The organism is Chitinophaga eiseniae (genome assembly GCF_012641265.1).
In the GTDB taxonomy this organism is placed as follows: Bacteria; Bacteroidota; Bacteroidia; order Chitinophagales; family Chitinophagaceae; genus Chitinophaga; species Chitinophaga eiseniae_A.
In genome coordinates, this window is the sequence record NZ_JABAHZ010000001.1 from 752,676 (window position 1) to 777,566 (window position 24,891).

Below are 24,891 nucleotides of genomic sequence, written 5' to 3' on the forward strand. Positions count from 1 at the left end.
TCATCAGCCGTTACCCAAAATATTCCTATGTCTTTCGAGGAAAAAACAAGTGAAACAGTCAACTCGCTGAAATGCCAGAACTGTGGAGCCATCTTGCATTATGCTCCCGGTACCAACAGCCTGGTATGTGAATACTGCGGCACTGTAAATAAAATTGAACAGGAAACCATTACTACCGCCGTTCATGCAATAGACTACGCTACCTTTATCGCGGAACAGCAAAATCATACCGAAACTACCCAGCAAGCGGTGGTCGTAAAATGTAAAAGCTGTGGAGCTTCTACCACCATGCTTCCCAATGTAACTGCCGATGCCTGCCCGTTTTGCGCCTCTCCGCTGGTGGTAGATACGGCGCAGACAACAGCCATTCTCCAGCCACATTATGTACTGCCCTTCGTGGTAAAAGATAATGAAGCCCTGCAACACTTCCGCACCTGGATGGGTAAGCTCTGGTTTGCCCCTTCCGACCTGGTGAGGAAAGTGAAAGATGGCTCTTCTCAGCAACTGAAAGGCGTGTACATCCCGCACTGGAGCTACGATACTGATACTGTTACCGATTACATAGGACAAAGAGGAGAGTACTATTATACCACCGAAACTTACACAGAAGAGGTAAACGGTAAAACGGAAACCCGTACCCGGCAGGTGCGTCATACCGCCTGGTACCCTGCTTCCGGCAGGGTGAGCAACGATTTCCGGGATGTACTGGTATCTGCCAGTCCTTCACTGCCACTTAAAATGGCGCAGATACTGGAGCCCTGGCTGCTCGATCAGTTGAAGCAATACGATGGGCGGTACCTGAGCGGATTTCGCGCAGAAATATATCAAACCAATGCCGAACAGGCCCTGGTGGTTGCTAAGAAGAGAATGGACCCGGTAATACAAGACGAAATTTGCAGCGACATCGGCGGTGATGAACAAAGCATCGACCGCTACGATGTAGATTATAATAACCTGGGAATTAAATACCTGTTGCTGCCTGTCTGGATCAGTGCATACCGCTACAACGGAAAGCTTTATCATTTCGTGGTAAATGCATGTACCGGAGAAGTAACAGGCGACAGACCCTATAGCTGGATCAAGATTGTGGGACTTATCCTGCTGATCATTGTCATCATTGCTACTATCTATTTTGTCAGTCAATCGAAATAATTAATACCAGCACCACTGGTAGATGGTGTTTTCCTTACCGCTGTTAATAGAGAACGCAGCAGTAAGGGAAACACCATTTTTTTCGCGCTCTGGGGAAAACAATCTACAAATACTATCACATGCCCCGCAGCTCGCTGACGCCGGGAAACTCTTTGTCATAGCACGTATGGAGAGAAAGGGTGCAATCCGGGTCCCGTTTTTGTAAAATCAATGTTATACAGGCACACCTATTACGAACCCAAAATATTACGTCATGAAGAAACTAATGTTAGCATCAACTATAGCCCTGGCTGCATGGATGATGCAGTCTTGTGGCAACAACAGCAATAGGAATCCGCAATCGGAAAAACCGGTCGACAGCGCCAAAGACCTCAATGAAATTGTTAAACCGGTAGATGAAATTTCTTCAAAGTTTGCAGTGGATGCTGCTAATGGCGGTATGATGGAAGTAGCCATGGGAAAGCTGGCACAGGAAAAAGCATCTAATGCAAGAGTGAAAGCGTTTGGCGCTATGATGGTAACCGACCATACCAGGGCAGGAGATCAGCTGAAAGAGCTGGCAGGAAAGAAAAATATTGCGTTACCGGCTGAACTATCTACCCAGGAAAAAAATCACCTGGATGAGCTGAGTAAAAAGAGCGGGAAAGATTTTGATAAATCTTACATCGATATGATGGTAGATGACCACGACAAGGATGTAAAAGAGTTTGAAAAAGCTTCCGGCGATCTGACAGATCCGGATCTTAAAACATGGGCAACAAGTACTTTGCCTACCTTGAAAGTGCACCAGGATTCCGCCAGGGTCATCCAGAAAACAATCAAATAATCAATAAGCTAGTTGTGAGTCCAGAGAATAGCAAAAAGAGCTTCAGGGATCCGTTCCCTGGAGCTTGCTTTTTATTGAGGCAGCTTAGCCTGGATAGCACCATATATCCAGGTGCCGGCAATGGCACTCACTAACGTAACTGCCACTACGCTAAACCCCATACCTATCTGCGCGAAGAGCGGCCCGGGGCAGGCGCCGGTGATGGCCCATCCCAGCCCGAAGATCAATCCCCCGTATATCTGTCCCTTGCTGAATTTTTTGGGCGCCACTACAATGGGATCGCCCGAGAGCGTTTTGATATGAAAGCGTTTAATCAACTGCAGGGAAATGATGCCGGTCACCACCGCCGTGCCAATCACCCCATACATATGGAAAGACGTGAGCTGAAACATTTCCTGTATCCGGAACCAGCTGATCACCTGGGCTTTTACCAGTACAATACCGAAGAAAACGCCCGCCAACAGGTACTTAATATTTTTCATCTTAGTGAAGCCATTTAAAAATAAGGGGAATAAAAAGGTTCGCACTGGCAAATCCGCCAGCCATAAAACAGATCGTGGCCACCAGCGAAGGCCATTGCAGGTTGGACAATCCCATAATAGAATGCCCCGAGGTACACCCCCCGGCATACCGGGTACCAAAGCCTATCATGAAGCCGCCTATCACGAAGAAAATAAGTCCCTTCCAGGTAAACAGCTGCTGCCAGCTGAATATTTCGGACGGCAATAACGCGCGGTAGTCGTGTATTCCATAACCCGCCAAACGCTCCCGGGTAGCGGCTGCTACCTCGACGTTTTGCCCATCCTGCAGGTAATGCCCGGCAATAAATGCCCCCAGCAGGATGCCTGCTGCAAAGAAAAGGTTCCATGACTCCTTCTTCCAGTCGTATTTAAAGAAGGTAATATTGGCAGGAAAACAGGCAGCGCAGATATGCCGCAGTGAAGAAGAGATGCCAAAAACTTTGTTTCCCAATATCAATAGTGCCGGTACCGTAAGCCCGATCAGCAACCCCGACACCGACCAGTGCCAGGGCTGCTGAATAAACTTTAATAGTTGCATAACAGGTATTTGTTAGATATTAACCAGACAGCTGTTACAACAGGTCGTTGTATTCCGGGTGTCTTTTCATATAGGCGTTTACGTAAGGGCATAGCGGCTTCACTTTCAGGTGATGCTCCCGGGCATATTCCAGTACATACTTCGCCATCTGGCCCGCTATGCCACGGCCTTCCAGTTCCTGTGGCACTTCTGTATGTATGTAGGCAATGCCGCCTGGAAACAGCTTATAGGCAATCAATGCCGTATGACCATCCACTACGGTTTCAAACTGTTGTTTCGCTGTATTATTGGTAATCGTGAGTTCCATACTATCATCAAGGTTTATCAGAGAAATTAATTTTGGTATGCGTACCGTCGCAATAAGGCTTATTGGAAGAGCCGCCACAGCGACAGAAAGCAGTGACCTTATTTTTATGCGTTTCTTTGCCGCTGGCGTCCTTTACCACGATATTGCCGTATACCAGCAGCGGACCATTAGGCATAGGTTCTACAATACTTTCGGCAGTGATGTCGGGGGCAGTACCTCCCTCCGCCGCCACGTCGGCATTCATATAAAAGGTGAGGGCGCCGGAAGGACATTGTTTCACCTGCGATACAATCTTTTCCGTGGAAGCGCCTTCCGCATTGATCCAGGGCTTTTGATGCGGATTAAATACGCCAGGCAGCCCATGAAAACAGATCTCCGAATGTATACAAACATTCGGTTTCCATACGATGGTTACCTCCCCATTGGTGTAATGTTTGGTGATATCTTTCATCTCTTTAAACTGCTTTTGTATTAATAACAATAGGATTGCTCAGCACTTTGTGAACAGGGCAGGAGTGTGCTATCTGCAGCAGGCGGGCATGCTGTTCCTCGCTGAGGTCTCCTGTAAAATGAATTTCCATATCAATAACGGTGGTAAGCGGATTAGGCTTTGCTGCACTGTTGTAGCGCAGTTCCACGGCGATATGTTCTACGGGCCATTTTTTCCTGTTGGCATACATCTTTAAAGTAATAGCGGTACAGGCGCCCAAACTGCTCAATAATAATTCCCCGGGCTGTGGGCCGGTATCGCCGCCTCCCACGTCTTCAGGTTCATCTCCCAACCAGCGGTGGCCCCGGGTATCGATGGTCACCTGGTAAGGCTGTCCGGATAAACTTACACTAACTTCCTGATCCATATTTTATGCTATCCCAGTTTAATCAGTTTTTGTACAATCTCTTCCCGCTGCGGTTCAAATTGATCCGGTAACATCAGGTGCGTACCCAGTTCGGCTATCGGCTCATCCACCGCAAATCCCGGGGTGTCGGTAGCCAGTTCAAACAGCACGCCTCCAGGCTCCCGGAAATAAACGGAGCGGAAGTATTTGCGATCCAGCTGCTCCGTTGGATGCAGGCCACGGTCTTCCAGCAGCTGCCGGTAACGTAACTGCATGGCATCGTCTTTCATCCGGAACGCGATGTGGTGTATACTGCCCCCGGCTACATGGCCACGGGATTCGCCCTTGGCTTCTACCAGGTCTATAAAGTTGGCAGTATCGCCGGCAGGACTGGCAAAACGATAGCGGTTGGCATGATGCTTCACCAACTGGTAACCAAAAACGGATACCAGTATATCGGAGGTCGCCTGTATGTCCTCAAGTGTCAGCGTTACATGGTGAAATCCACGCGTAGCGTGTTCTTCGGGCACTTCCGGTGTAACCCAGGGCACGCGGGAATCGGGTAGGTCTGGTACCGTTAGTTCTACCTTCAGCCCATCGGGATCCAGGAAAGTCAGGTATATTTCCCCGAATTTGGACGAAGGTTTATTATAAATAATATTCTCTTTTTCGAATCGCTTTAACCAGAAGTCAATACTGCCTTCCGGGATGGAGTAACCTATTTCGGTAGCCATATGCGTGCCTCTGCGGCCGGCCATAATATCTTCCCAGGGGAAAAAGGTGAGTATGGTGCCCGGAGTGCCGGTTTCATCCCCGTAGTAAAAATGGTAGGTATGTGGGTCGTCAAAGTTTACCGTCTTTTTTACAAATCGCAACCCCATGACACGGGTGTAAAAATCATAGTTCTTTTTAGCATTGCCGGATATGGCGGTAATATGGTGTAACCCAGTGATAGCTTGTTCGTTCATAACACCTCCTTTTAAGCAGGAGTGGTTAACTACAGATAGCTACTACCTGTAGCTAACCACTTCGCCTTATTTTTTAATTAATTGCACTTCTCCGTAGAGCTTCACATCGTCGCCTACCAGCACGCCGCCGGTTTCTGTGGCTGCATTCCAGGTAAGACCGAAATCTTTACGGTTGATTTTACCGTTAATGGTAAATCCTGCTTTGGTATTGCCCCAGGGGTCTTTTACCACGCCGCCGAATTCAACGGCCAGCTTTACATTCTTCGTTACGTTGCGGATGGTCAGATCGCCCCATAACTCGTAGGAGCCATCATTGTCCACGTTTTCGTATTTCGTGGTCACAAACGTAATATCCCGGTAAGTATTTACATCAAAGAAGTCGGGAGAACGGAGGTGCTTGTCCCGGTCATCGCTGCCAGTAGTGATGGAGTCTACATCTACCTTCACCGTTACTTTTGCTGTCATAAAGTCTTCGCCCTCTGTTTCGGCATCTACCGAGAAATCGTGAAACTTACCATTGATATTGGTAATCATCAGGTGACGGATTTTAAATCCGAGTTCACTGTGGGTAAGATCTAAGGTCCATTGTTGCTTTGCCATAAGTAAATGTAGTTTTATAATGAATCAATGTTGTTTTAACTGCGAAAACCGCTGCAGGACTATATTTTAACAAGAACTGAAAATTATTGTTCAATTTTTTATAACACAAATATCGGGTGATATTCTCAGGGAGCAAATGGATCAAATACAGTAAATGATGTACTATTTATCATAGCTGCTAAAGGTAGTGATTTTAACCATAACTCCTTTATTATCAAATAATGTATAATTTTTTTCAAATACTTCAAACCTTATTCGTGAAAATTTAGTAACAACAATCCATATCTTTGCCAACGGATGTACGCAATTGTAGATATTGAAACCACAGGTGGCCATGCCAGTGCCAATGGAATTACGGAAATAGCTGTATTCCTGTTTGATGGCAAGGAAATTACGCAGCATTACCAAACCCTGGTAAACCCCGGTATACCCATTCCTTATTATATTGAGTCCCTGACAGGGATCACCAATGAAATGATAGCGGAAGCGCCTCCCTTTGAAGCAATTGCGCCGCTGCTGTTCGATTTATTAAAAGACCGGATCTTTGTGGCGCACAACGTCAACTTCGACTATTCTTTTATTAAACACCAGCTGAACACCGCCGGTTTTGACCTGCAAGCGAAAAAACTGTGTACGGTTCGGCTGGGACGCAAGATCTTCCCCGGCCTGGCTTCCTATAGCCTAGGGAATATCTGCCGGCATTTCAGTATCCCGATTCATGGCCGTCACCGCGCGGGTGGCGATGCGGAGGCCACGACCAAACTATTTGGCCTGTTGCTGGCCAATGATAAGGATAAAGTGATTGCCGCCGCCCTGAAGGTGGGTTCAAAAGAACAGTTCCTGCCGCCAAATCTGCCACCAGAACAGGTAAAGTCGTTGCCCGACCGCCCTGGTGTATATTATTTCCACGACCAGAAAGGGAAAGTGGTATATGTAGGCAAGGCAAAAGACCTGAAAAAGCGTGTCAACAGCCACTTTACAGGGCATAGTACCAGTCGCCAGCGGCAAAACTTCCTCCGCACCATTTATAGCATTACCCACCAGGAAACCGCTACAGACTTGATGGCCTGCATCCTGGAGTCGGTCGAGATAAAACGGCTTTGGCCCATTTATAACTCCGCCCAGAAGCGTGTGGAGTTCCGCTATGGCTTTTACCTGTTTGAAGACCAACACGGTTACCTACGGTTGGTCATAGAAAAGAAACGGAAATATACCCACCCGGTACACAGCTTTAATTTACTGATAGATGGACATCGGCTGCTACGCTCGCTGATAAAGGAGTTCGGGTTATGCCCCAAATTATGTTTTCTCCAGAAAGGCAACGGTACCTGTGCCGGGATTACTGCCGCCACCTGCAAAGGGGCCTGCGAAAAAGCGGAAACGCCGGAAGCTTACAATGAACGGATGAAGGCAGCCATCGCTTTTCTGCAGGAGCAGCAACCTTCGGTCACTATCATCGATAAGGGACGCAACAGTAGCGAAAAGAGCTGTATCCTGATGGAACGGGGACGGTTTTATGGAATGGGCTATATACCCGCAGAAGTAGACCTGTCTGACGTGGAACAGTTCAGAACCTACCTGACGCCCTATGCGGAAAATGAAGTCATCATTGGGCTGCTACGGCCGTACGCCAGTAATAGCCGGCAACTCGCCACCTCGTAAGTAAGCATAAATACCTGTTTTCCGCGACTCCAAGAAAAAAAAAGCGCAATAGCGAAAAATAAAGTGATTCGTGATTACTTTTGCAGCTCCTAATCACAGATTTCATATTTAATTTTTTTATTCATGTTAGAGTCAAGTTTCAAATTGCCAGGTCAAACTGCCTTTTACAAAGGAAAAGTACGTGATGTTTACACGATTGAAGACAGGCTGATGGTAATGGTGGTGAGTGATCGTATCTCTGCATTTGATGTGGTATTACCTCGTCCGATTCCTTACAAGGGTCAAGTATTGAACCAGGTAGCGGCTATTATGCTGGATGCAACCAAAGACATCGTTCCCAACTGGGTAAAATCCTCTCCGTTACCAAGTGTAACGATTGGTTTGAAATGCGAAACTTTCCCTGTGGAAATGGTTGTGCGCGGTAACCTTACCGGCCATGCCTGGAGAACTTACAAAACCGGTCAGCGTACACTCTGCGGTGTTACCATGCCGGAAGGGCTGAAGGAAAATGATTTCTTCCCCACACCCATTATCACGCCTACTACCAAAGCACATGAAGGCCACGACGAAGATATTTCCCGCGAAGAGATTATTGCACAGGGCCTGGTAAGTAAAGAGGACTACGAACAACTGGAAAAGTATACCCTCGCCTTATTTGAAAGAGGTAAGGAAATGGCGGCTAAACGCGGACTGATCCTGGTAGATACCAAATACGAATTCGGTAAAATCGGCGATACCATCTATGTGATCGACGAAATTCATACGCCTGATTCTTCCCGCTATTTCTATGCAGAAGGCTATGAAGAAAACCAGAAAAACGGTGCTCAGCAAAAACAACTCAGCAAGGAGTTTGTACGTGAATGGCTGATGGCAAATGGTTTCCAGGGTAAAGATGGTCAACAGGTACCGGAAATGACAGATGAATTCGTAACTAGCGTTAGTGAGCGTTACATTGAGCTGTTTGAAAATATTACCGGTCAGAAATTTGTGAAAGAAGACGTTGCGGCTGCGGATGCAGAATCCACTATCATAGCTGCACTGAAAAGTTTATAATCATGATAATCGCTCCGGTAGCTGCCGGAGCGATTACTTATCCTTGTGCACATGAAAATACAATTACTCTCTGCGGCAGTTTGTTTGTTAAGTTTTACCGCATGTAACCACGCTTCCAAATCCCCTAAAGAATTAAGCAGCGCTGAAGTGCTGGAAATAGCAGGAAAGGCGCCCGGTATGAATGCGGGCAATGGAAAGTATACCGTGAAAGCTCCCGCGGGCTGGTCTACCAAAGATACGGTGATGAGCCGCATTGAATATACTTTCATGATGGCGCCCCTGGAGCCAGGCAATGATTTCCAGGCTAACGTTAACATCGTTTCCCAGGAATTGAAAGCTGGTTTTACGCTCGACAAATACATGACCACCACGCAAAAGGAAATGGAAACGTTTTTCGGCGACTATAAAAAGCTGGCGGAAGGCGAACGTACTGTTACTGATGTAGCGGCCAAATGGATGAAATGCCAGTATGCCCACCGCGAATCCGGTACAATGCTCAATGGACAGGTAACGATACTCGTAAAAAATAATATCGCCTACGCTATTACACTCACTACGCTTGCAAACGAAATGGAAAAGTATACGCCCGCCCTGGAGGAAATACTGACGTCGTTTAATGCAAAGTAGCTGAAAGCAGAAAGCATAAAGCAAAAAGCTATTATGGAGAATGATCAAAGCGATTTTAAATATTCGCTAAGATATCCTTCATAATAGCTTTTTGCTTTATGCTTTCTGCTTTCGGCTCTTTGTAGTACTTTTACTTCCAAATCATTCACCATTGAAACACCTGGCAGCACTTAATAAATATTTTCTTTCCAATAAATGGCGCCTGATCCTTGGATTATTGTTTACCGCTATCTCCATCGTGTTCAGTATTTTTCAGCCGATCATGGTCCGGCAGATTTTTGATTTGCTGTCGCATAATATCGATGAATACCGCCTCCTGAGCGATACCTCGCTGAAAAGCTTTTTCCGGTCCGATTTTACACATGTACTGGCTTTTTATGGCATAAGCATCCTGATTTTTGCCCTGCTCAGCGGCTTCTTTCTCTTCCTGCAGCGGCAAACACTCATTGTGATGAGCCGACATATTGAATATGACCTCAAAAATGAAATCTATCAGCATTACCAGCGCCTGGACCTGAACTTCTTCAAGATGCATAGGACTGGCGACCTGATGAGTCGTATTACAGAAGACGTATCACGGGTACGTATGTACGTAGGACCAGCTATTATGTACGCTTCACGTACCCTGTTTCTCATTGTCATTATTGTGTACCTGATGCTCCAGGTAAACCCGCTGCTAACGCTGTATACCTTGTCGCCATTGCCTTTGCTGGCATTAACTATTTACTATGTGAACCGGATTATCCATCGTAAAAGTGAAAAAATACAGGCGCAGTTGTCTAATATCACCTCTATTGCACAGGAGTCTTACTCCGGTATACGGGTTATCAAATCCTATATCCAGGAAGATGCCAGCGCACAACATTTTGAAGAAGCCAGCGAGGCGTATAAAAACAGCTCTATCAGCCTGGCCAAAACAGATGCCCTGTTTCAGCCCACCATGGCGCTCATGATAGGACTGAGCGTGATATTGACCATCTTTATCGGCGGTATACAGGTGATCGATGGAAATATTACTGTAGGTAATCTCGCGGAGTTTGTAATTTATGTAAACATGCTGATGTTTCCTTTCTTCTCTATTGGCATGGTAGCGTCTATGATACAGCGCGCGGCGGCATCACAACAACGTATAAACGAATTCCTGCAGATTACGCCGGTTATTAACGATGCACCGGGCGCGCAGCCGGCTACGCTGAAAGGAGAGGTGCGGCTGGAAAATGTATCCTTTACCTATCCGCATACCGGCATTACTGCCCTGAAGGACTTTAACCTGCATATTAAACCCGGTCAGAAGGTAGCCATCATCGGTAGAACGGGTGCTGGCAAGAGTACGCTGGCGCAATTGCTGATCCGCATGTACGATCCCCAGCTGGGAAAGGTACTATTGGATCAACAGGACATTCGTACCATTCAGCTGGGTAGCTTGCGGGGGCAGATCAGTTATGTACCACAGGACGTATTCCTGTTTTCAGATACAGTAGCCAATAACATTCGTTTTGGAGATCCTACCGCCTCCCTGGAAACGGTGAAGACGGCCGCCCGGCAAGCTTCTGTAGAAAAAGACATCCTCGGTTTTAATGAAGGTTTTGAAACAGAAATAGGGGAGCGGGGCGTTACCCTCAGCGGCGGGCAAAAACAACGTATTTCCATCGCCCGGGCGCTCATCAAAGATCCTAATATCCTCATCTTCGACGACTGCCTGTCGGCAGTAGACGCCCGCACTGAGAAAGAAATCATTGGTAACCTGTACGCCTATCTGCAGCATAAAACGGCTATTATCATTACCCACCGCATTTTTGCGTTGTTTGAGTTCGATAAAATCATCGTATTGGACGAAGGAAAAATTGTAGAAGAAGGGACGCATGATGATTTATTATCATTGAATGGATACTACGCAGAATTGTATACTCGTCAGCAAACAGGAGAGGAGGAAAACGTAACTGAATAACAATCATGAGCTTGTATACCCTTTGTGGAAGCCGGTTACAAGCCGGTTTTATGATTTTTCAAAATCATTTAAAAATATTTTGATATTTGTAAAACAATAGTATATTTGTCTCTTATTGTAACAGGATTTGATTCGTTAACACTTAAATCTATCAACTGTGGCGTACGACAACAACAATCAACAGGAAAGAAACAATGATAGCATCTTTTCTAAACGATTGAAAGCGGGCAAAAGAAGAACGTACTTCTTTGATGTAAAGACCACTCGGGGAAACGACTATTTTCTTACTATCACAGAAAGTAAGAAACGTTTTAATGACAATGGTTATGACAGGCATAAAGTATTCCTGTACAAGGAGGACTTTAACAAGTTCCTGAATGCATTGACCGAAACCATCAACTATGTAAAAACTGAGTTGATGCCTGATTTCGACTTTGATGCCTACAACCATGATTATGTGCAGGAAGAACAGGACGAAGCAGAAACAGAAGGAGCTGAAGTGCGTACTTCAGTGGAAGCTGTAGCGGCACCTGTTGAGGCGTCTGTTGCTGCCCCGGCTTCACATAGCTCAGATGAGGTAGACAAATGGTAAGATTTTTTACTTAAAATAATTGTCAACCCCCGGATTTCTCCGGGGGTTTTTTTATCGCAAAGACGCAAAGTATTAAAGGCGCAAAGGAGCAGATATTATCAAACTCCTTTGCGCCTTTAATACTTTGCGTCTTTGCGATTAACCTTTTATCTGTTTCCAGGCGTTGATCAGTCCATTGGTGCTGGCATCGTGATTCAGTATCGTATCATTGTTTTCCAGTTCCGGCAATATCTTGCTGGCTAATTGTTTACCCAGTTCCACGCCCCACTGATCGAAGCTGTAGATATTCCAGATCACTCCCTGTACAAAGATCTTATGTTCGTATAGGGCTGTCAGTGAGCCCAGGGAACGAGGCGTTATCTTCTTCAACAGGAAAGAGTTGGTAGGGCGGTTACCACTGAATATCTTCGAAGGTAATATTTTGGCTATCTCTTCAGCAGAGGCGCCTGCTTTCTCCAGCTCAGCGCGTACTTCTGCTTCCGTTTTACCATTCATCAGCGCCTCCGTTTGGGCAAAGAAGTTAGACAGCAATTTCACATGATGGTCGCCGATAGGGTTATGACTGATCGCTGGTGCGATAAAATCGCAGGGAATCATCTTCGTACCCTGGTGAATGAGTTGATAGAAGGCATGCTGTCCGTTGGTACCTGGCTCACCCCAAACAATAGGGCCGGTTTGGTAACTAACGTTATCGCCTGTACGATCGGCTGTCTTACCATTACTCTCCATATTGCCCTGCTGGAAATACGCCGCGAAGCGGTGCATATATTGATCATAAGGGAGAATGGCTTCTGTAGCGCTGCCGAAGAAGTTGCCGTACCATAAACCAATCAGCGCCATGATCACCGGGATATTTTTTTCCAGTGGCGTTTGGGTGAAATGATTATCTACCGCATGCGCGCCATCGAGCAGTTCGGTGAAGTTTTCAAAACCGATGGTCAGCGCTATAGACAAGCCAATAGCAGACCATAAGGAGTAGCGACCGCCTACCCAATCCCAGAACTCAAACATATTATTGGGATCGATGCCAAAAGCAGTCACTGCTTTTTCATTGGTAGATAACGCCGCAAAATGTTTGGCCACAAATTTCTCGTCCTTTGCATGCTCCAGGAACCAGGCGCGCGCCGTGTGGGCGTTGGTCATGGTTTCCTGTGTGGTAAACGTTTTAGACGCGATGAGGAACAGGGTTTCATCGGGCGTAATTTTTTTCAGCGTTTCGGCAATATGTGTTCCGTCTACGTTAGACACGAAATACGGCTGTATGCCAGGTCTCCAGTAAGGCTTCAGCGCCTCTGTTACCATTACCGGGCCCAGGTCAGAGCCGCCGATACCAATGTTAACGATATAGCGTATAGGCTTGCCGGTATATCCTTTCCATTCACCGGAATGTATTTGCCGGCAGATATGATCCATCTTATTTAATACGGCTTTCACATCGGGCATTACATCGCGGCCATCCAGCAAAACCGGTTTGTCGGATGTATTACGCAGTGCTGTATGTAGCACCGCACGGTTTTCCGTTACGTTGATCTTTTCCGCACTGAACATAGCCTTGATAGCATCCGGTACTTTGCATTCTGCCGCCAGGCTTAACAACAGGTTACGGGTATCTTCCGTTATAATATTTTTCGAATAGTCGAAAAGGAGGTCTTCAAACTGTAGCGAAAATGTACTGAAGCGTTCTTTGTCTTCCATAAACAAGGTACGCATATGTACCTGCTTCATGTCTTCAGCGTGTTTTTTTAGTGCCTCCCACGACTTGGTGGTAGTTGGATTGGTAGATGGAAACATAATCTTGTTTATTAAATGCGCATCAAAAATAATCTTTTCATATCAGGATTTCTGCTTCCTGTATAATTGCCAGGAAATTGTGACCGCAATAACGCCTATGGCAATAATACAGGCGTGTATGATGGCGTTTTCCTCCATGATATCCACCGTTCTTCCTTTTAACAGGATACCATAAAATGCCCAAACACTAACAAGCGCATATACGATATTGTTGCGAAACAGGACCATGGCGATAGTCACCAGGGTACCGACGGCTATCATCACAATGGTGCGGACTACCTGCGTATGCAAACTGCCTTCCAGGCCGGCATAGGACAGGAAAGCGGCGATATTGGCAATGGTGGCAATAACGATCCAGCCCAGGTAAAGACTAAACGGAATGTGAATGAATACCCGCTCTGCGAAGGAAGCAGGGGCAGTGGCGATGCCAAAATTGAAGTGTATGACCGCCAGCGATAACAATAATATCAACATAATCACTACGCTCACCGGTATCAGTTGATAGTGCCAGGCAAAGAGCCAGCAGGCATTACACACCGAAGAAATCAGGAACCAGTCCTTCATGCGTCGCATTAAATGCGATAAGCCTTCCGGATGTTTATTGGAAAAAGCCAGCCACAATTGATAAATGATGAAGCCCAGCAATGACAGGTAAATAATTCCCCATATGAAAAACGTAATATGCGCCGGCACAAACAGGCTGGGATATGCTGCTGAAACCTGCCCGGTGGTATTGCCGTTAATTGGAAGTAACATCGCCAGCACATTGACTGTGATCATGATAATGTAACCAAGCGTGTTGAATATAGACCTGTTCTTGAAGTGAAGGGTTTCATGGCGCACCATAATGAATAATCACTTTTTATAATATTAGCGATATGGCTACCGTGTTGCAACACAAATATTATGCTAAACTGGAGAATCAAAACAAACTATTCCGACATTAGCTTATATCTCTATTTTTACATACATTTGCCAGCTATGACAGCTGAGCAACTAAAAGCTATGAGGGACCGTTTATATGTCCTGGGAGGTTTTCTTTAACGTACCTGACCGATTAGCAAAAATAGAAAACGACAAACAACTAAGCCTGGCGCCCGGTTTCTGGGACGACAACGTCAGAGCGACTTCGATTCTGAAGGAAATTAAGGTAAACAAATATTGGGTTGACCTTTATGATCACGTAAACGCAGCTATCGATGATAGTGCTGTGCTAAATGATTTTTTCAAAGAAGGAGAAGCATCCGAAGAAGAAGTGGAACAAGCATACAGCGACGCATTAACAGCGTTGGACGACCTGGAATTTAAGTCTACCTTAAACCAGCCGGAAGACGAAATGCCCGCAGTGCTCACCATCAACTCCGGTGCAGGCGGCACGGAAAGCCAGGATTGGGCCGAAATGCTGCTGCGTATGTACCGCATGTATGGAGAAAAACAAGGCTGGAAAGTATCAGAAATTGATACCCAATACGGTGACGGCGCCGGCATCAAATCCGCTACCCTGGAGTTTGATGGCGACTTTGCCTATGGCCACCTGAAAGCAGAAAGCGGAGTACACCGCCTGGTACGCATTTCCCCGTTTGACTCCAACGCCCGCCGGCATACCTCTTTCGCTTCCGTATACGTGTACCCGTTAGTAGACAATACCATCGAGATCGCTGTTAACCCGGCCGACCTGGAATGGGAATTCTATCGTTCTGGTGGTAAAGGCGGGCAAAACGTAAACAAGGTGGAAACCGCCGTACGTTTGAAACACGTCCCATCAGGCATTATTATCGAATGTCAACAGGCACGTACACAAGGGGAGAACCGGGAAAAAGCCCTCACCATGCTGAAATCACGCCTGTATGAAGAGGAAATCCGCAAAAGAGAAGAGCTGAAAAATGCAGCCAACGCCAACAAGCGTAAAATCGAATGGGGATCCCAGATCAGATCATACGTATTCCATCCGTATAAAATGATCAAAGACCACCGTACCGACTACGAGGTTGGAAACGTAGGACCTGTAATGGATGGCGAACTAAACGGATTTATCAAGGCATACCTCATGATGCAGAAGGAAGAGGACAATAATTAATAAGTATCGACTAATAATTAATAAGCGTTCCGGCGTTGTAACCATTAATTTTGCAGCGGAAACAAATCACGTTGTCGTTTGTTTATTTGGTTATTTGTTTATCAGATATTGTCGTATCGGTGAACAAATAATCAAATAAATAAATATTAAATTCAGGTTACAATGAATACAGGATACTTTGAGTACGCAGCGCCTGCTAACGAGCCTGTGTTATCTTATGCACCCGGTTCTGCAGAAAGAATTGCACTAAAGAAACAATTAGCCGCTTTTAAGGCAGAAGTTGCAGATGTACCCATGTATATCGGTGGTAAAGAAGTACGCACCGGTAATACCGTAGATCTGCGCCCTCCCCACGAAATCAAACACAAGCTGGGTCATTTCCATGTGGGAGATGCCTCCCACGTGAAAGCCGCCATCGCAGCCGCATTGGAAGCCCGCGAAAAATGGGCGAATATGGATTGGGAACAACGCGCCGGCATCTTCCTCCGCGCCGCAGAACTCCTGGCCACCAAATACCGTTATCATATCAATGCCGCTACTATGCTGGGACAAAGCAAAAATGCTTTCCAGGCTGAAATAGACAGCGCATGTGAACTGATCGACTTCTTACGCTATAATGTACACTTCCTCAGCGAAATTTACCGTCAGCAGCCCGTTTGCGCGCCCGGTATCCACAACAGGGTAGAATACCGCCCACTGGAAGGATTTGTACTGGCCGTTACACCATTCAACTTCACCGCTATTGCCGGTAACCTGCCTACCTCCGCAGCCATGTGCGGTAATGTTGTAGTATGGAAACCCGCCAACACCCAGGTATTTGCCGCCCAGATCATCATGAAAGTGCTGATCGAAGCAGGATTACCAGCCGGCGTAATCAACCTGGTATATGCAGGTGGTCCGCTTATCGGCGACATTTGCTTTGCGGATCCTCACTTCGCAGGTATCCACTTCACCGGCTCTACCGGCGTATTCCAGACGATGTGGAAAACCATCGGTGAAAATATTCACAAATACAAAACCTACCCGCGTATCGTTGGTGAAACCGGTGGTAAAGACTTCGTGCTGGTACACAAATCTGCCGACATAGATATTGCTGTTACCGCATTAGCCCGCGGCGCCTTCGAATACCAGGGACAGAAATGCTCTGCCGCCTCCCGCGCATACATACCAAACAATCTTGCTGCCGATATAAAATCAAAATTGGTAGCTGAACTGAAAACCATGAAAATGGGAACTACAGAAGATTTCAGCAACTTTATCAACGCCGTGATCGATGAACGTTCTTTCGACAAAATTGCACAGTACATCGACAATGCGAAGAACAATCCTGCCGCGAAGATCATCGCCGGTGGTAACTACAATAAATCTGAAGGTTACTTCATTGAACCTACTGTTATTGAAACTACCGATCCTAACTACGTAACCATGTGCGAAGAGATCTTTGGCCCGGTGCTGACGATCTACGTATATGAGGCCGATAAGTTTGAAGACATCATCCACACCGTGGATACCACTTCAGAATATGCGCTAACCGGCGCCGTAATTGCGCAGGACCGTTACGCTGTAGAACTGGCTACCCGCAAACTGGTAAACAGTGCCGGTAACTTCTACATCAACGATAAACCAACCGGTGCGGTGGTGGGGCAACAGCCTTTTGGCGGTGCCCGTGCCTCTGGAACCAATGACAAGGCTGGTTCTATGCTGAACCTGTACCGCTGGTTAAGCGCCAGAAGTATCAAGGAAACTTTTGTGCCGGCTACCGATTACAGGTACCCGTTCCTGAAAGAAGCTTAGTAAATGTTCATGATTTATATGAAGGCGGTGGATGTATATCCATCGCCTTTTTTGTACCTTGCAGTCTCATTCAGAACAGCGGCCATTATGCAGGAAGACATCGTCACCACTTATTTTTCAGAACGTCACAAACAACTCAGGGTAGCAGATCTTGAACAACGCCTTATAGCCGGGGGCACAGAAAAGGCTGACGCCAGTCGCGTCGCTGCCAGCGGATTTGACGCCTATTTCAAAAAACAGCTCCGCACAAAAGGCATCAGGGCGGCTATTTTCTTTGGCATAGGCCTGATCTTCCTCATTAAAATTATTACCCTTACCAACCGTGAAGAAGGTAGCTTCATGCAGGTATCCCTTTCCCTCGCCCTGGTGGCCTTTGCGCTGGTGCGCGGCCTGATATGGGGAGTACAGTTGTTTGCCCTGAAAGAAGAGATTAATACTTTCAAAGACATGAGGAATTTATAATCTGCCCGCGGATACTATTCCCCCGACTTCGTTTACTTATCAGGATCTGTGATAATTTCATTTTCCTCCGGGGAAAAAGTAAATTGGCTGTTCATAAGTAAACCGGATATCTCCCATGAAATATGCATATCTGCTGATTGTTCTCTCCCTGGCCTCCTGTGATTTCCATAGCAAGCCAACCACCACTGCTGCTCTTAGCGATTCTATTGTGCCGGCGGATAATAGCGGGACAGCATCTTCCCCGGTTGTTGATAAGAACATTACCACCGATAGCAGTAAAGGGATTTCTATGGCGTCCAATGCCTTGTTTGGTTACCTGGCCCGCCAACAATGGGATACTGCTTTTGAAAAGTATGTGCCTCTTGGCAGGGAGCAGGAAGAAAGCCGGGGAGCAGGAAATGCGCTCATCACCACTACTACCTTAAAGGGCGATAGCTTTAACATTGTTAGTATCAGCAGTACCGGGGGAGATCCATTCGATTGCAAAGGGAAAATAAAAATCAATGGAAAAGAGATAATCAAATACTTCACAGAAAATGGAGATACCGTCAATGGTGAAGAACTGGATGCCACGACTATCGGGGACGCCTACACGTTTAAATCCGCCCAATATCATTACCTGCTGCTGATTGCCAGCGCCGATTGCGCCACCGGCAAATTCCGTGAAATAGGCACCGGTATTTTAGTTAACCTCGACCGGCAGCCCTATATGGCAAGGATATTCTTTACCTGGAAAGACCTGGGCAATTTTTATTTTACGCCTGATGGTAATACGGGAAAATTGAAATATATTACTGTTGATCCGCTGGATGCGAATGGGGAGATCATAGATGGGGATGACCAGCAAATACTGGTACACGTGTCGGTGTTAAACGAACCTTAAGTATACTTAATGAAGCTTTTGCTATTCCCTGCTGTCATTGTCACACTTTGTTGTAGTTGCGGCTACCTGGGCCCCGCACAGGAAAATCCGCTTACCCGGGATTCGCTTTCCGTGCCGGCATCTGATATCGCGCCCCGTAATTTCTTCGACAGCCTGGAAGCAGGCATGGAGCTTACACCCACTCAAATGCAGCGTCATATTCCTAACCTGGCCTCCGAAAGTTCGTTTGCCGGAAGTACGGTTAGGTTTCCGTCCGATAAGCCATATGCCATCGCTATTTTGACGGAAGACGACCAGGAGGTGTGTCTGAACCAATACCTGGTATTGATTGATAAAGCCACGCTGGTGGCTACAGATAGCCGTTTGGTGAGGAATGAATGCGATATTGACTATGGGCGCAATGCCAATGAGCTGAGTTATGAACTGGCCAATGATTCGGTACTGGTCATTACGGAAACCGCTTATACGGCTGCCGATCTAGACGATGACATGGCGCCCGCAGATTCTACCATTACTACCTGGGCTTTTTCTCCGGAAGGTAAAATGATCAAACAGAAAGAAATCAAAAGATAACTACTGCATTTTCTTCAACGCCGCCAGGGCTTCTGTTACATGTTTCTCTCCATCCCGGAGTGAATTGAATTCATGTACTACTACGCCTTTTTTATCGACGATATAGGTAACGCGGCCCGGAATAACGAAAGTTTTGGGTACGCCAAATAATTTACGCACCTCGTTTTTTGGATCACTCAGCAGGGTAAATGGCAATTGATGATGATTGGCAAAGCTCTTGTGTGAAGCTACGTTATCGGCACTGATGCCGATCACCATTGCACCATATTGTTGGAAGTCGTGATAGGAGTCCCGGAATGAACAGGCTTCTTTGGTACATACACTGGTTTCATCTTTCGGGTAAAAATAGATGACCAATGGTTGTTTCCCCAATACACTGGTGATGTTAAATGTCTTTCCATCCTGGTCCTGCAAAGAAAATGCAGGTATCTTGTCTCCGGTCTTTATCTGTCCCTGGGCAGTGGAACCCCATAATTGCAAAAAGGCGGCCATAGCGATGATTGTCTTTAATAGTTTCATGATCGGGCATTGTACTGCTAAATTACGAATCCCACTCATGTAAACCCTAAAAAGAGCCGCCCGGGATTAAAACAAGACGTTTTTATGATAATATAATAAATGACAAACAATGCGCTTTGCTTTTCTGCTTTCCGCTTTAATCATTATTTTTGGCCCCTAAAACGTTGTGTTTTGAAAACCATACTAACCGGCAAACAAATGGCTATTACGATAGACAGGCTTTGTCATCAGTTAATAGAAAATCATTTACAGTTCGAGCAAACCGTGCTGATTGGATTACAGCCCAGGGGTATTTATTTATCCGGCAGGATGCATCAAACCTTATTAAAATTAGTGCCGGGGGCGCATATTGATTATGGTAAACTGGATATCACCTTTTACCGGGATGATTTTAACCAGAGTAAAACGCTGCATGTTCCCAATGAAACCAGTATTGATTTTTCGATAGAAAATAAAAAGGTAGTGTTAATAGATGACGTATTGTACACAGGCCGCACCATCCGATCGGCACTGGATGCAATGCTGGATTTCGGCCGGCCGGCTTCGGTAGAGCTGCTCACGCTGATAGACCGGCGTTTTAGCAGGCAACTGCCTATCCAGCCCGACTATACCGGTCGTACCATCGACGCCCTCATCTCCCAGAAGGTAAGGGTGCTTTGGAACGAACGGGATGGTAAAGACGAAGTAATTCTGATTGACTAAAATGAGTCCGGATTTCAGAATTCAGATTTCACCCTTTATATTTGCACATTAATGTCACTTTCTGTAAAACACTTACTCGGAATTCGCGATCTGCAGCGCCAGGATATAGAGCTTATTTTTCAAACCGCCGACCAGTTTAAGGAGGTTTTACAAAGACCTATAAAAAAGGTTCCTACGCTCCGCGATACAACTATTGTCAATTTATTTTTTGAGAACTCCACCCGTACCCGCATCTCTTTTGAGCTGGCGGAGAAAAGGCTGGGAGCAGATACAATCAATTTCTCTGCTTCAGGCTCCTCTGTTTCCAAAGGAGAAACGCTGATAGATACCGTTAACAATATCCTGTCTATGAAAGTAGATATGGTAGTGATGCGGCACTCTGCCAGCGGCGCCCCGCATTTCCTGGCTAAGCACATCAATGTGCCTATCCTTAATGCCGGAGACGGTATCAATGAACACCCCACACAGGCACTGCTCGATGCCTTCTCTATCCGGGAAAGATTAGGCAGCGTGGAAGGCAAAAAAATAGCCATCTGTGGGGATATCATGCATTCACGCGTGGCACTTTCCAATATCTACTGCCTGAAGAAACTGGGAGCAGAAGTAACCGTAGTAGGCCCGCCCACCCTGATCCCGAAATATATGGCCGCTGCCCTCGGTGTTAACGTAAGTTACAATATCCGTGAGGCGCTGGAATGGTGCGATGTGGCCAACGTGCTCCGCATTCAGCTGGAAAGACAAAATACACCGCTGTTTTCCTCTCTCCGGGAGTATTCCCTGGCCTACGGGGTAAACCGCGAGCTGCTGGACAGTCTGAAGAAAGAAGTGGTGATCATGCACCCCGGCCCCATCAACCGCGGTGTGGAAATCAATTCTGATGTAGCAGATTCCGGCCAATCTATTATTCTCGACCAGGTAGAAAACGGGGTGGCCGTCCGTATGGCCGCACTGTACCTGCTGGCTGGAAAGAAAGTAACAGAATAACCTGCCAGGTTTCATATACTTAAAATAATAATGCCCTTCGCCAACGGTGAAGGGCATTATTATTTTAAGCAGGGGAGAGATTAAAATCCTACGGTAAGTCCCAGGGTATAAGACCTAAAGAACGGATAGGCGTACCCGTTATATCCACCTGCCTGTTCAGGATCGTAATATTTTATTTTCATTTTAGTCGTCTCCCACAGATCCTGCCCGGAGAAGTATATCCGCAGGTTACTCAACCATATCCGCTTCAGCCAGTTCCTGGGAAAGGTGTAACCCAATTGCAGGTTTTTGAGCCGGATATAGGAACCATTCATTACCCAGTGGGAAGATGGTACACTGTTTTGCTGATCATTAAGATAAAGCCTTTGAAACAGTGCATTCGGGCGCTCCGGCGTCCAATAGTCCTGGTTGATATCCCAGGGCTGCTGCCAGGAGCTGATAAAAGGCATATTATAACGGGGATCAGGCATTACCTCACGCTGAGCCACCCCCTGAAAGAAAACCGAAAAATCAAAGCCTTTCCAGGCAAAGCCGGCATCTATGCCATAAGACAACCGGGGATCGGGACTGCCCAGGTAAACCAGGTCTGCCTCATCTATTTTTCCATCGCCATTGATGTCCCGGTAACGAATATCGCCCGGAGCAGTGTTTGGGCCCTGGTAGGCGTGCTGATTTACTTCTGCTGCCGTTTGAAAGTACCCGTCTGCCTGGTAGCCAAACAGCGAGGAATACGGGTGGCCTGCTATGCCTTGGTTCCAGCCGGGCTTAGGCATAATATGCTCATGTTGCAATACCTCATTGCGGCTGTTAAACAGGTTGGCATTGATATACCAGGTAAACGGCCCCCGGTCATGTTTCCAGCCGGCATTGATTTCCCAGCCCCAGGTTTTGAGTACGCCTCTTTGAAATGCAATGGGCCAGGCGCCCTGTGTGGAGGCCATCAGCTCCGGCATTTGCATGTCTTTATTGCGCCGGGTAAAGTAATCGGCCGACAAGCTAAGCTGTCCCCTGAACAAGGTAGCATCCCAGCCATAGTTATTGGTGGCGATATTTTCCCAACCATTGGCCTGTAGTACAGGATTCTTATATACAAATGGCAACAGGGAACGCCAGCCTGGATGGAAGGTAAAGGTCTGCAGTTGCTCATCGTTAGGAATGCTGTTCCAGCTGTTCACGTTGCCCAGACGTCCCCACGACCAGCGCAGTTTAAACTCGTTGAAGAAAGGAAGCGCATTGCTAAACCAGCTTTCGTTGTTCAGTCGCCACCCTGCTGAAAAAGAAGGGAAGGCCTGCCATTGTGATCCGCCATTAAACAGGGTGCTGTATTGCACCAGGTGGGCCGCAATGAGATTGGCCTCTACGAGGTAGCGATTATCGTAGTTATAATTTATTTTCCCGAAGAGCGACTGTAAAGAACCGGAAGCCGCCAGCAACTGCGTATAGTCGCGCGCGTTATCAAAGCGGTCAGGGTTACCGGTATCATACGCTGCCACCGTATTTTGGGTGGTATTGTAGGTTTCCTGTGTAAAGCCTCCCAGCAGATGAATGGTATGTTTGGCGGTTTTCAGATCATAATCCGCCAGTGCTTGAAGGTTGCCGCCTTTGGATTCCAGCCGGCTTTGCTGTACCAGGTTACCAGGTTGTACCAGCGTGGTGGTGTCTACCCTGTTCCAGCCGGCAATGGTATTTCTGCCCAGGTTATCCTGCAGTATATGACGCTGGGGGCTGTAAATCAATCGTAAGGTGAGTCCCTTCGCCAGGCTGTCGGCCCGCAGGGTAAATACCCCATCGATATAGTTGTTTTTTTCATCCCGCCTGCCACCGTCTTGTAGAATGGCATATACCGGGGCGCCGCCATCGGCAAAGTGCTGGGTGCCCGGCACATAAACGGGCACATTGCCGGGGCCGCGGTAAAGTCCGGCCAGCAAGCCATTGGGTCCTTCTACCGGTTGCGCGGGAGAAAAGGTATTGGTTTGGGCGTAAGACAATCTTGTTTCCAGGCTAAAATGTTTATTGAGCCGGTTATTCATGTTCACCCTGGCATTCATCCGGCGTGTTCTGTCGGGGCCTGCCGCGAAGAGTCCCTGTCGCCCGAAGTATCCCAGCGAGGCGGAAAACTGGTTGGCGCTGTCGCCGCCTTTTACAGACACGTTATAATTTTCTACCCCTGTTTTGCTTTTGGTGAGCAGGTGTAGCTGATCCAGGTTATAGTAGTATTTATAATAGTCAGGGTGCAGGTAATCAATGGCATAGTGATTACCGGATTGCATCAGGGCAATTTCTGTGGGTTGCCAGGGGATCGGCTGACCGGCATTTTGGGCCGCTTCGTTCTGCATGGTGGCGGCTATCCAGGAAGGTACGCGATTGGGCAGCCGTATGGGCGTTTCAAATCCACCGAGGGTACTAAAGTCCACTTTCAGTTTACCGGGTTTGCCGGTACGGGTGGTTACCAGTACCACGCCGCCTGCTCCCCGGGCGCCATAGATGGCTGCAGCGGAAGCATCTTTCAGGATAGATACCGATTCAATATCATCGGGGTTGAGCACTGCCAGGGAGCCGGGAACGCCGTCTACAATGATAGGCGTGTTGCTGCCGGAGGCGGAGCTAACGCCCCGTACCTGTATGTTGAAGCCTTCACGCCCGGGCTGGCCATTACTGCGGGTTACTACCAGGCCGGTGGCAGTGCCCTGTAGGGCTGCCATAGCATTGGCTACAGGCCTGCTGCGGAGGCGTACGCCGTCTACCTGTGAGATAGCGCCGGTGATATTAGCGCGTTTTTGCAGGCCATAGCCCAGTACCACCAGTTCATTCAGCTTACGAAGATCGGGTTGCAGTAATACGTTGATATTTCTCCGTTCCCGGATGGACACTTCTTTTGTTTCATAGCCGATCAGGGATATTTGTAAAATGGCCTGCCCACTGGCGGCGTTGAGTTTAAAGCTGCCATTCTCCGTAGTGGCGGTACCGTTAGTCGTGCCTTTTTCACGGATAGATACGCCGCTGAGCGGTTGTTCTCCATCCGATACATTACCGGCCACCAGCCACTTGGTGGAGTCGGCCGGAAGGGGAATAGGAGGCGTCGTGTCGGTAGTCGCAGCATTGATAGGGATCACGATGATCTGTCCATCTCTGATTTCTACCTTATAACGGGAAGGGGGAAAGATACTGGGAAGTACTTCCTGTAAAGTGGCGTTATGTACATGTAAGCTAACGCCGTGGCGGGTTTCCAGCTCCTGGGAAGAAATGGCGAAAGTATACTGGGTCTGCCGTTCTATCTCCCGGATAACGGTTTTCAGTCGCGCATTGCTGAATTGCAGTGAAATACGTTTGGGTGGGGCAATAGGATTTTGGGCCACTGCCAGGGCAGTCGCCAATACCAGGATAACAACGAAAATAAAGGCAGGCACGCTTCCAAACCTGGTATTGGAGCATCGCGCCTGTAGCAAAAATTGCTGCATAAGCAAGTGGTCAGGGCG

25 protein-coding genes are annotated in these 24,891 nt (G+C 47.2%); 14 read left to right on the forward strand and 11 right to left on the reverse strand.

Translation table 11 applies throughout. The annotated features are described in order from the left end of the window. Positions 1-27: 27 nt before the first annotated feature. Both HGH91_RS02985 and HGH91_RS02990 read left to right on the forward strand, forming a co-directional pair. Positions 28-1,152 carry a zinc finger domain-containing protein gene (locus tag HGH91_RS02985; protein WP_168736963.1) on the forward strand — a complete coding sequence of 375 codons (1,125 nt, stop codon included), beginning with the start codon at positions 28-30 and terminating at the stop codon, positions 1,150-1,152. Positions 1,153-1,405: 253 nt separating this feature from the next. After that, a complete protein-coding gene (locus HGH91_RS02990; protein ID WP_168736964.1) occupies positions 1,406-1,978 on the forward strand; it encodes a DUF4142 domain-containing protein in 573 nt (190 codons plus the stop codon). A gap of 71 nt (positions 1,979-2,049) precedes the next feature. On the opposite strand, the gene HGH91_RS02995 is transcribed toward HGH91_RS02990, so the two are convergent. From HGH91_RS02995 to HGH91_RS03025, 7 genes are all read right to left on the reverse strand, one after another. Beyond that, a complete protein-coding gene (locus HGH91_RS02995) occupies positions 2,050-2,460 on the reverse strand; it encodes a DUF6691 family protein (protein ID WP_168736965.1) in 411 nt (136 codons plus the stop codon). A gap of 1 nt (position 2,461) precedes the next feature. Next, positions 2,462-3,037, reverse strand: a complete 576-nt coding sequence (locus HGH91_RS03000) for a YeeE/YedE family protein (protein ID WP_168736966.1) — start codon at positions 3,035-3,037, stop codon at positions 2,462-2,464. A gap of 34 nt (positions 3,038-3,071) precedes the next feature. Beyond that, a complete protein-coding gene (locus tag HGH91_RS03005) occupies positions 3,072-3,344 on the reverse strand; it encodes a GNAT family N-acetyltransferase (RefSeq protein WP_168736967.1) in 273 nt (90 codons plus the stop codon). 7 nt (positions 3,345-3,351) lie between these two features. Next, entirely contained in the window at positions 3,352-3,795 is a 444-nt protein-coding gene (locus HGH91_RS03010; RefSeq protein ID WP_168736968.1) for a (4Fe-4S)-binding protein, read from the reverse strand. 4 nt (positions 3,796-3,799) lie between these two features. Continuing rightward, positions 3,800-4,201 (reverse strand): OsmC family protein, encoded by a 402-nt coding sequence (locus tag HGH91_RS03015; RefSeq protein WP_168736969.1) that lies wholly within the window; start codon positions 4,199-4,201, stop codon positions 3,800-3,802. Between the two features lie 8 nt (positions 4,202-4,209). Then, on the reverse strand, positions 4,210-5,148 hold the full coding sequence (locus HGH91_RS03020) for a ring-cleaving dioxygenase (protein WP_168736970.1): 939 nt from the start codon (positions 5,146-5,148) through the stop codon (positions 4,210-4,212). A 66-nt stretch (positions 5,149-5,214) separates the two neighbouring features. Then, a complete protein-coding gene (locus HGH91_RS03025) occupies positions 5,215-5,748 on the reverse strand; it encodes a YceI family protein (protein WP_168736971.1) in 534 nt (177 codons plus the stop codon). Between the two features lie 297 nt (positions 5,749-6,045). On the opposite strand from HGH91_RS03025, the gene HGH91_RS03030 reads away from it, so the two are divergent. From HGH91_RS03030 to HGH91_RS03050, 5 genes are all read left to right on the forward strand, one after another. After that, on the forward strand, positions 6,046-7,410 hold the full coding sequence (locus tag HGH91_RS03030; RefSeq protein WP_168736972.1) for an exonuclease domain-containing protein: 1,365 nt from the start codon (positions 6,046-6,048) through the stop codon (positions 7,408-7,410). 123 nt (positions 7,411-7,533) lie between these two features. Further along, the gene (locus tag HGH91_RS03035) at positions 7,534-8,463 is read left to right on the forward strand and encodes a phosphoribosylaminoimidazolesuccinocarboxamide synthase (RefSeq protein ID WP_168736973.1); all 930 of its coding nucleotides are present in this window, start codon (positions 7,534-7,536) and stop codon (positions 8,461-8,463) included. Positions 8,464-8,514: 51 nt separating this feature from the next. Further along, the gene (locus tag HGH91_RS03040; protein ID WP_168736974.1) at positions 8,515-9,090 is read left to right on the forward strand and encodes a DcrB-related protein; all 576 of its coding nucleotides are present in this window, start codon (positions 8,515-8,517) and stop codon (positions 9,088-9,090) included. A gap of 151 nt (positions 9,091-9,241) precedes the next feature. Continuing rightward, positions 9,242-11,038 (forward strand): ABC transporter ATP-binding protein, encoded by a 1,797-nt coding sequence (locus HGH91_RS03045; protein WP_168736975.1) that lies wholly within the window; start codon positions 9,242-9,244, stop codon positions 11,036-11,038. Positions 11,039-11,195: 157 nt separating this feature from the next. Next, positions 11,196-11,630 carry a DUF3276 family protein gene (locus HGH91_RS03050; protein WP_168736976.1) on the forward strand — a complete coding sequence of 145 codons (435 nt, stop codon included), beginning with the start codon at positions 11,196-11,198 and terminating at the stop codon, positions 11,628-11,630. 138 nt (positions 11,631-11,768) lie between these two features. Here the strand turns inward: HGH91_RS03050 and pgi are convergent, their stop codons facing one another. Continuing rightward, positions 11,769-13,421 carry a glucose-6-phosphate isomerase gene (gene pgi / locus HGH91_RS03055; RefSeq protein ID WP_168736977.1) on the reverse strand — a complete coding sequence of 551 codons (1,653 nt, stop codon included), beginning with the start codon at positions 13,419-13,421 and terminating at the stop codon, positions 11,769-11,771. A 42-nt stretch (positions 13,422-13,463) separates the two neighbouring features. Next, on the reverse strand, positions 13,464-14,267 hold the full coding sequence (locus HGH91_RS03060; protein WP_168736978.1) for a hypothetical protein: 804 nt from the start codon (positions 14,265-14,267) through the stop codon (positions 13,464-13,466). Between the two features lie 135 nt (positions 14,268-14,402). Between HGH91_RS03060 and prfB the strand changes: the two genes are divergently transcribed. From prfB to HGH91_RS03085, 5 genes are all read left to right on the forward strand, one after another. Continuing rightward, a protein-coding gene (gene prfB, locus HGH91_RS03065; RefSeq protein WP_168736979.1) for a peptide chain release factor 2 occupies positions 14,403-15,498 on the forward strand; the annotation gives its coding sequence in 2 pieces (ribosomal slippage) (positions 14,403-14,462 and positions 14,464-15,498; 1,095 coding nt in all). 162 nt (positions 15,499-15,660) lie between these two features. After that, positions 15,661-17,292, forward strand: coding sequence for an L-glutamate gamma-semialdehyde dehydrogenase (gene pruA / locus HGH91_RS03070; RefSeq protein WP_168736980.1), 1,632 nt, complete (start codon positions 15,661-15,663; stop codon positions 17,290-17,292). 3 nt (positions 17,293-17,295) lie between these two features. Continuing rightward, positions 17,296-17,754: a hypothetical protein gene (locus HGH91_RS03075; RefSeq protein ID WP_168736981.1), complete on the forward strand. Its 459-nt coding sequence runs from the start codon at positions 17,296-17,298 to the stop codon at positions 17,752-17,754. Between the two features lie 115 nt (positions 17,755-17,869). After that, on the forward strand, positions 17,870-18,637 hold the full coding sequence (locus tag HGH91_RS03080) for a hypothetical protein (protein WP_168736982.1): 768 nt from the start codon (positions 17,870-17,872) through the stop codon (positions 18,635-18,637). 9 nt (positions 18,638-18,646) lie between these two features. Continuing rightward, complete coding sequence (locus HGH91_RS03085) at positions 18,647-19,210, forward strand: hypothetical protein (RefSeq protein WP_168736983.1); 564 nt, start codon at positions 18,647-18,649, stop codon at positions 19,208-19,210. Here the strand turns inward: HGH91_RS03085 and HGH91_RS03090 are convergent, their stop codons facing one another. Then, positions 19,211-19,729: a peroxiredoxin gene (locus HGH91_RS03090; protein ID WP_168736984.1), complete on the reverse strand. Its 519-nt coding sequence runs from the start codon at positions 19,727-19,729 to the stop codon at positions 19,211-19,213. Positions 19,730-19,900: 171 nt separating this feature from the next. On the opposite strand from HGH91_RS03090, the gene pyrR reads away from it, so the two are divergent. Both pyrR and HGH91_RS03100 read left to right on the forward strand, forming a co-directional pair. Continuing rightward, the gene (gene pyrR, locus HGH91_RS03095) at positions 19,901-20,431 is read left to right on the forward strand and encodes a bifunctional pyr operon transcriptional regulator/uracil phosphoribosyltransferase PyrR (RefSeq protein ID WP_168736985.1); all 531 of its coding nucleotides are present in this window, start codon (positions 19,901-19,903) and stop codon (positions 20,429-20,431) included. A 51-nt stretch (positions 20,432-20,482) separates the two neighbouring features. Continuing rightward, positions 20,483-21,415 carry an aspartate carbamoyltransferase catalytic subunit gene (locus HGH91_RS03100; protein WP_168736986.1) on the forward strand — a complete coding sequence of 311 codons (933 nt, stop codon included), beginning with the start codon at positions 20,483-20,485 and terminating at the stop codon, positions 21,413-21,415. An 80-nt stretch (positions 21,416-21,495) separates the two neighbouring features. Here the strand turns inward: HGH91_RS03100 and HGH91_RS03105 are convergent, their stop codons facing one another. Then, positions 21,496-24,873 carry a TonB-dependent receptor gene (locus HGH91_RS03105; RefSeq protein ID WP_168736987.1) on the reverse strand — a complete coding sequence of 1,126 codons (3,378 nt, stop codon included), beginning with the start codon at positions 24,871-24,873 and terminating at the stop codon, positions 21,496-21,498. Between the last annotated feature and the right edge of the window lie 18 nt (positions 24,874-24,891).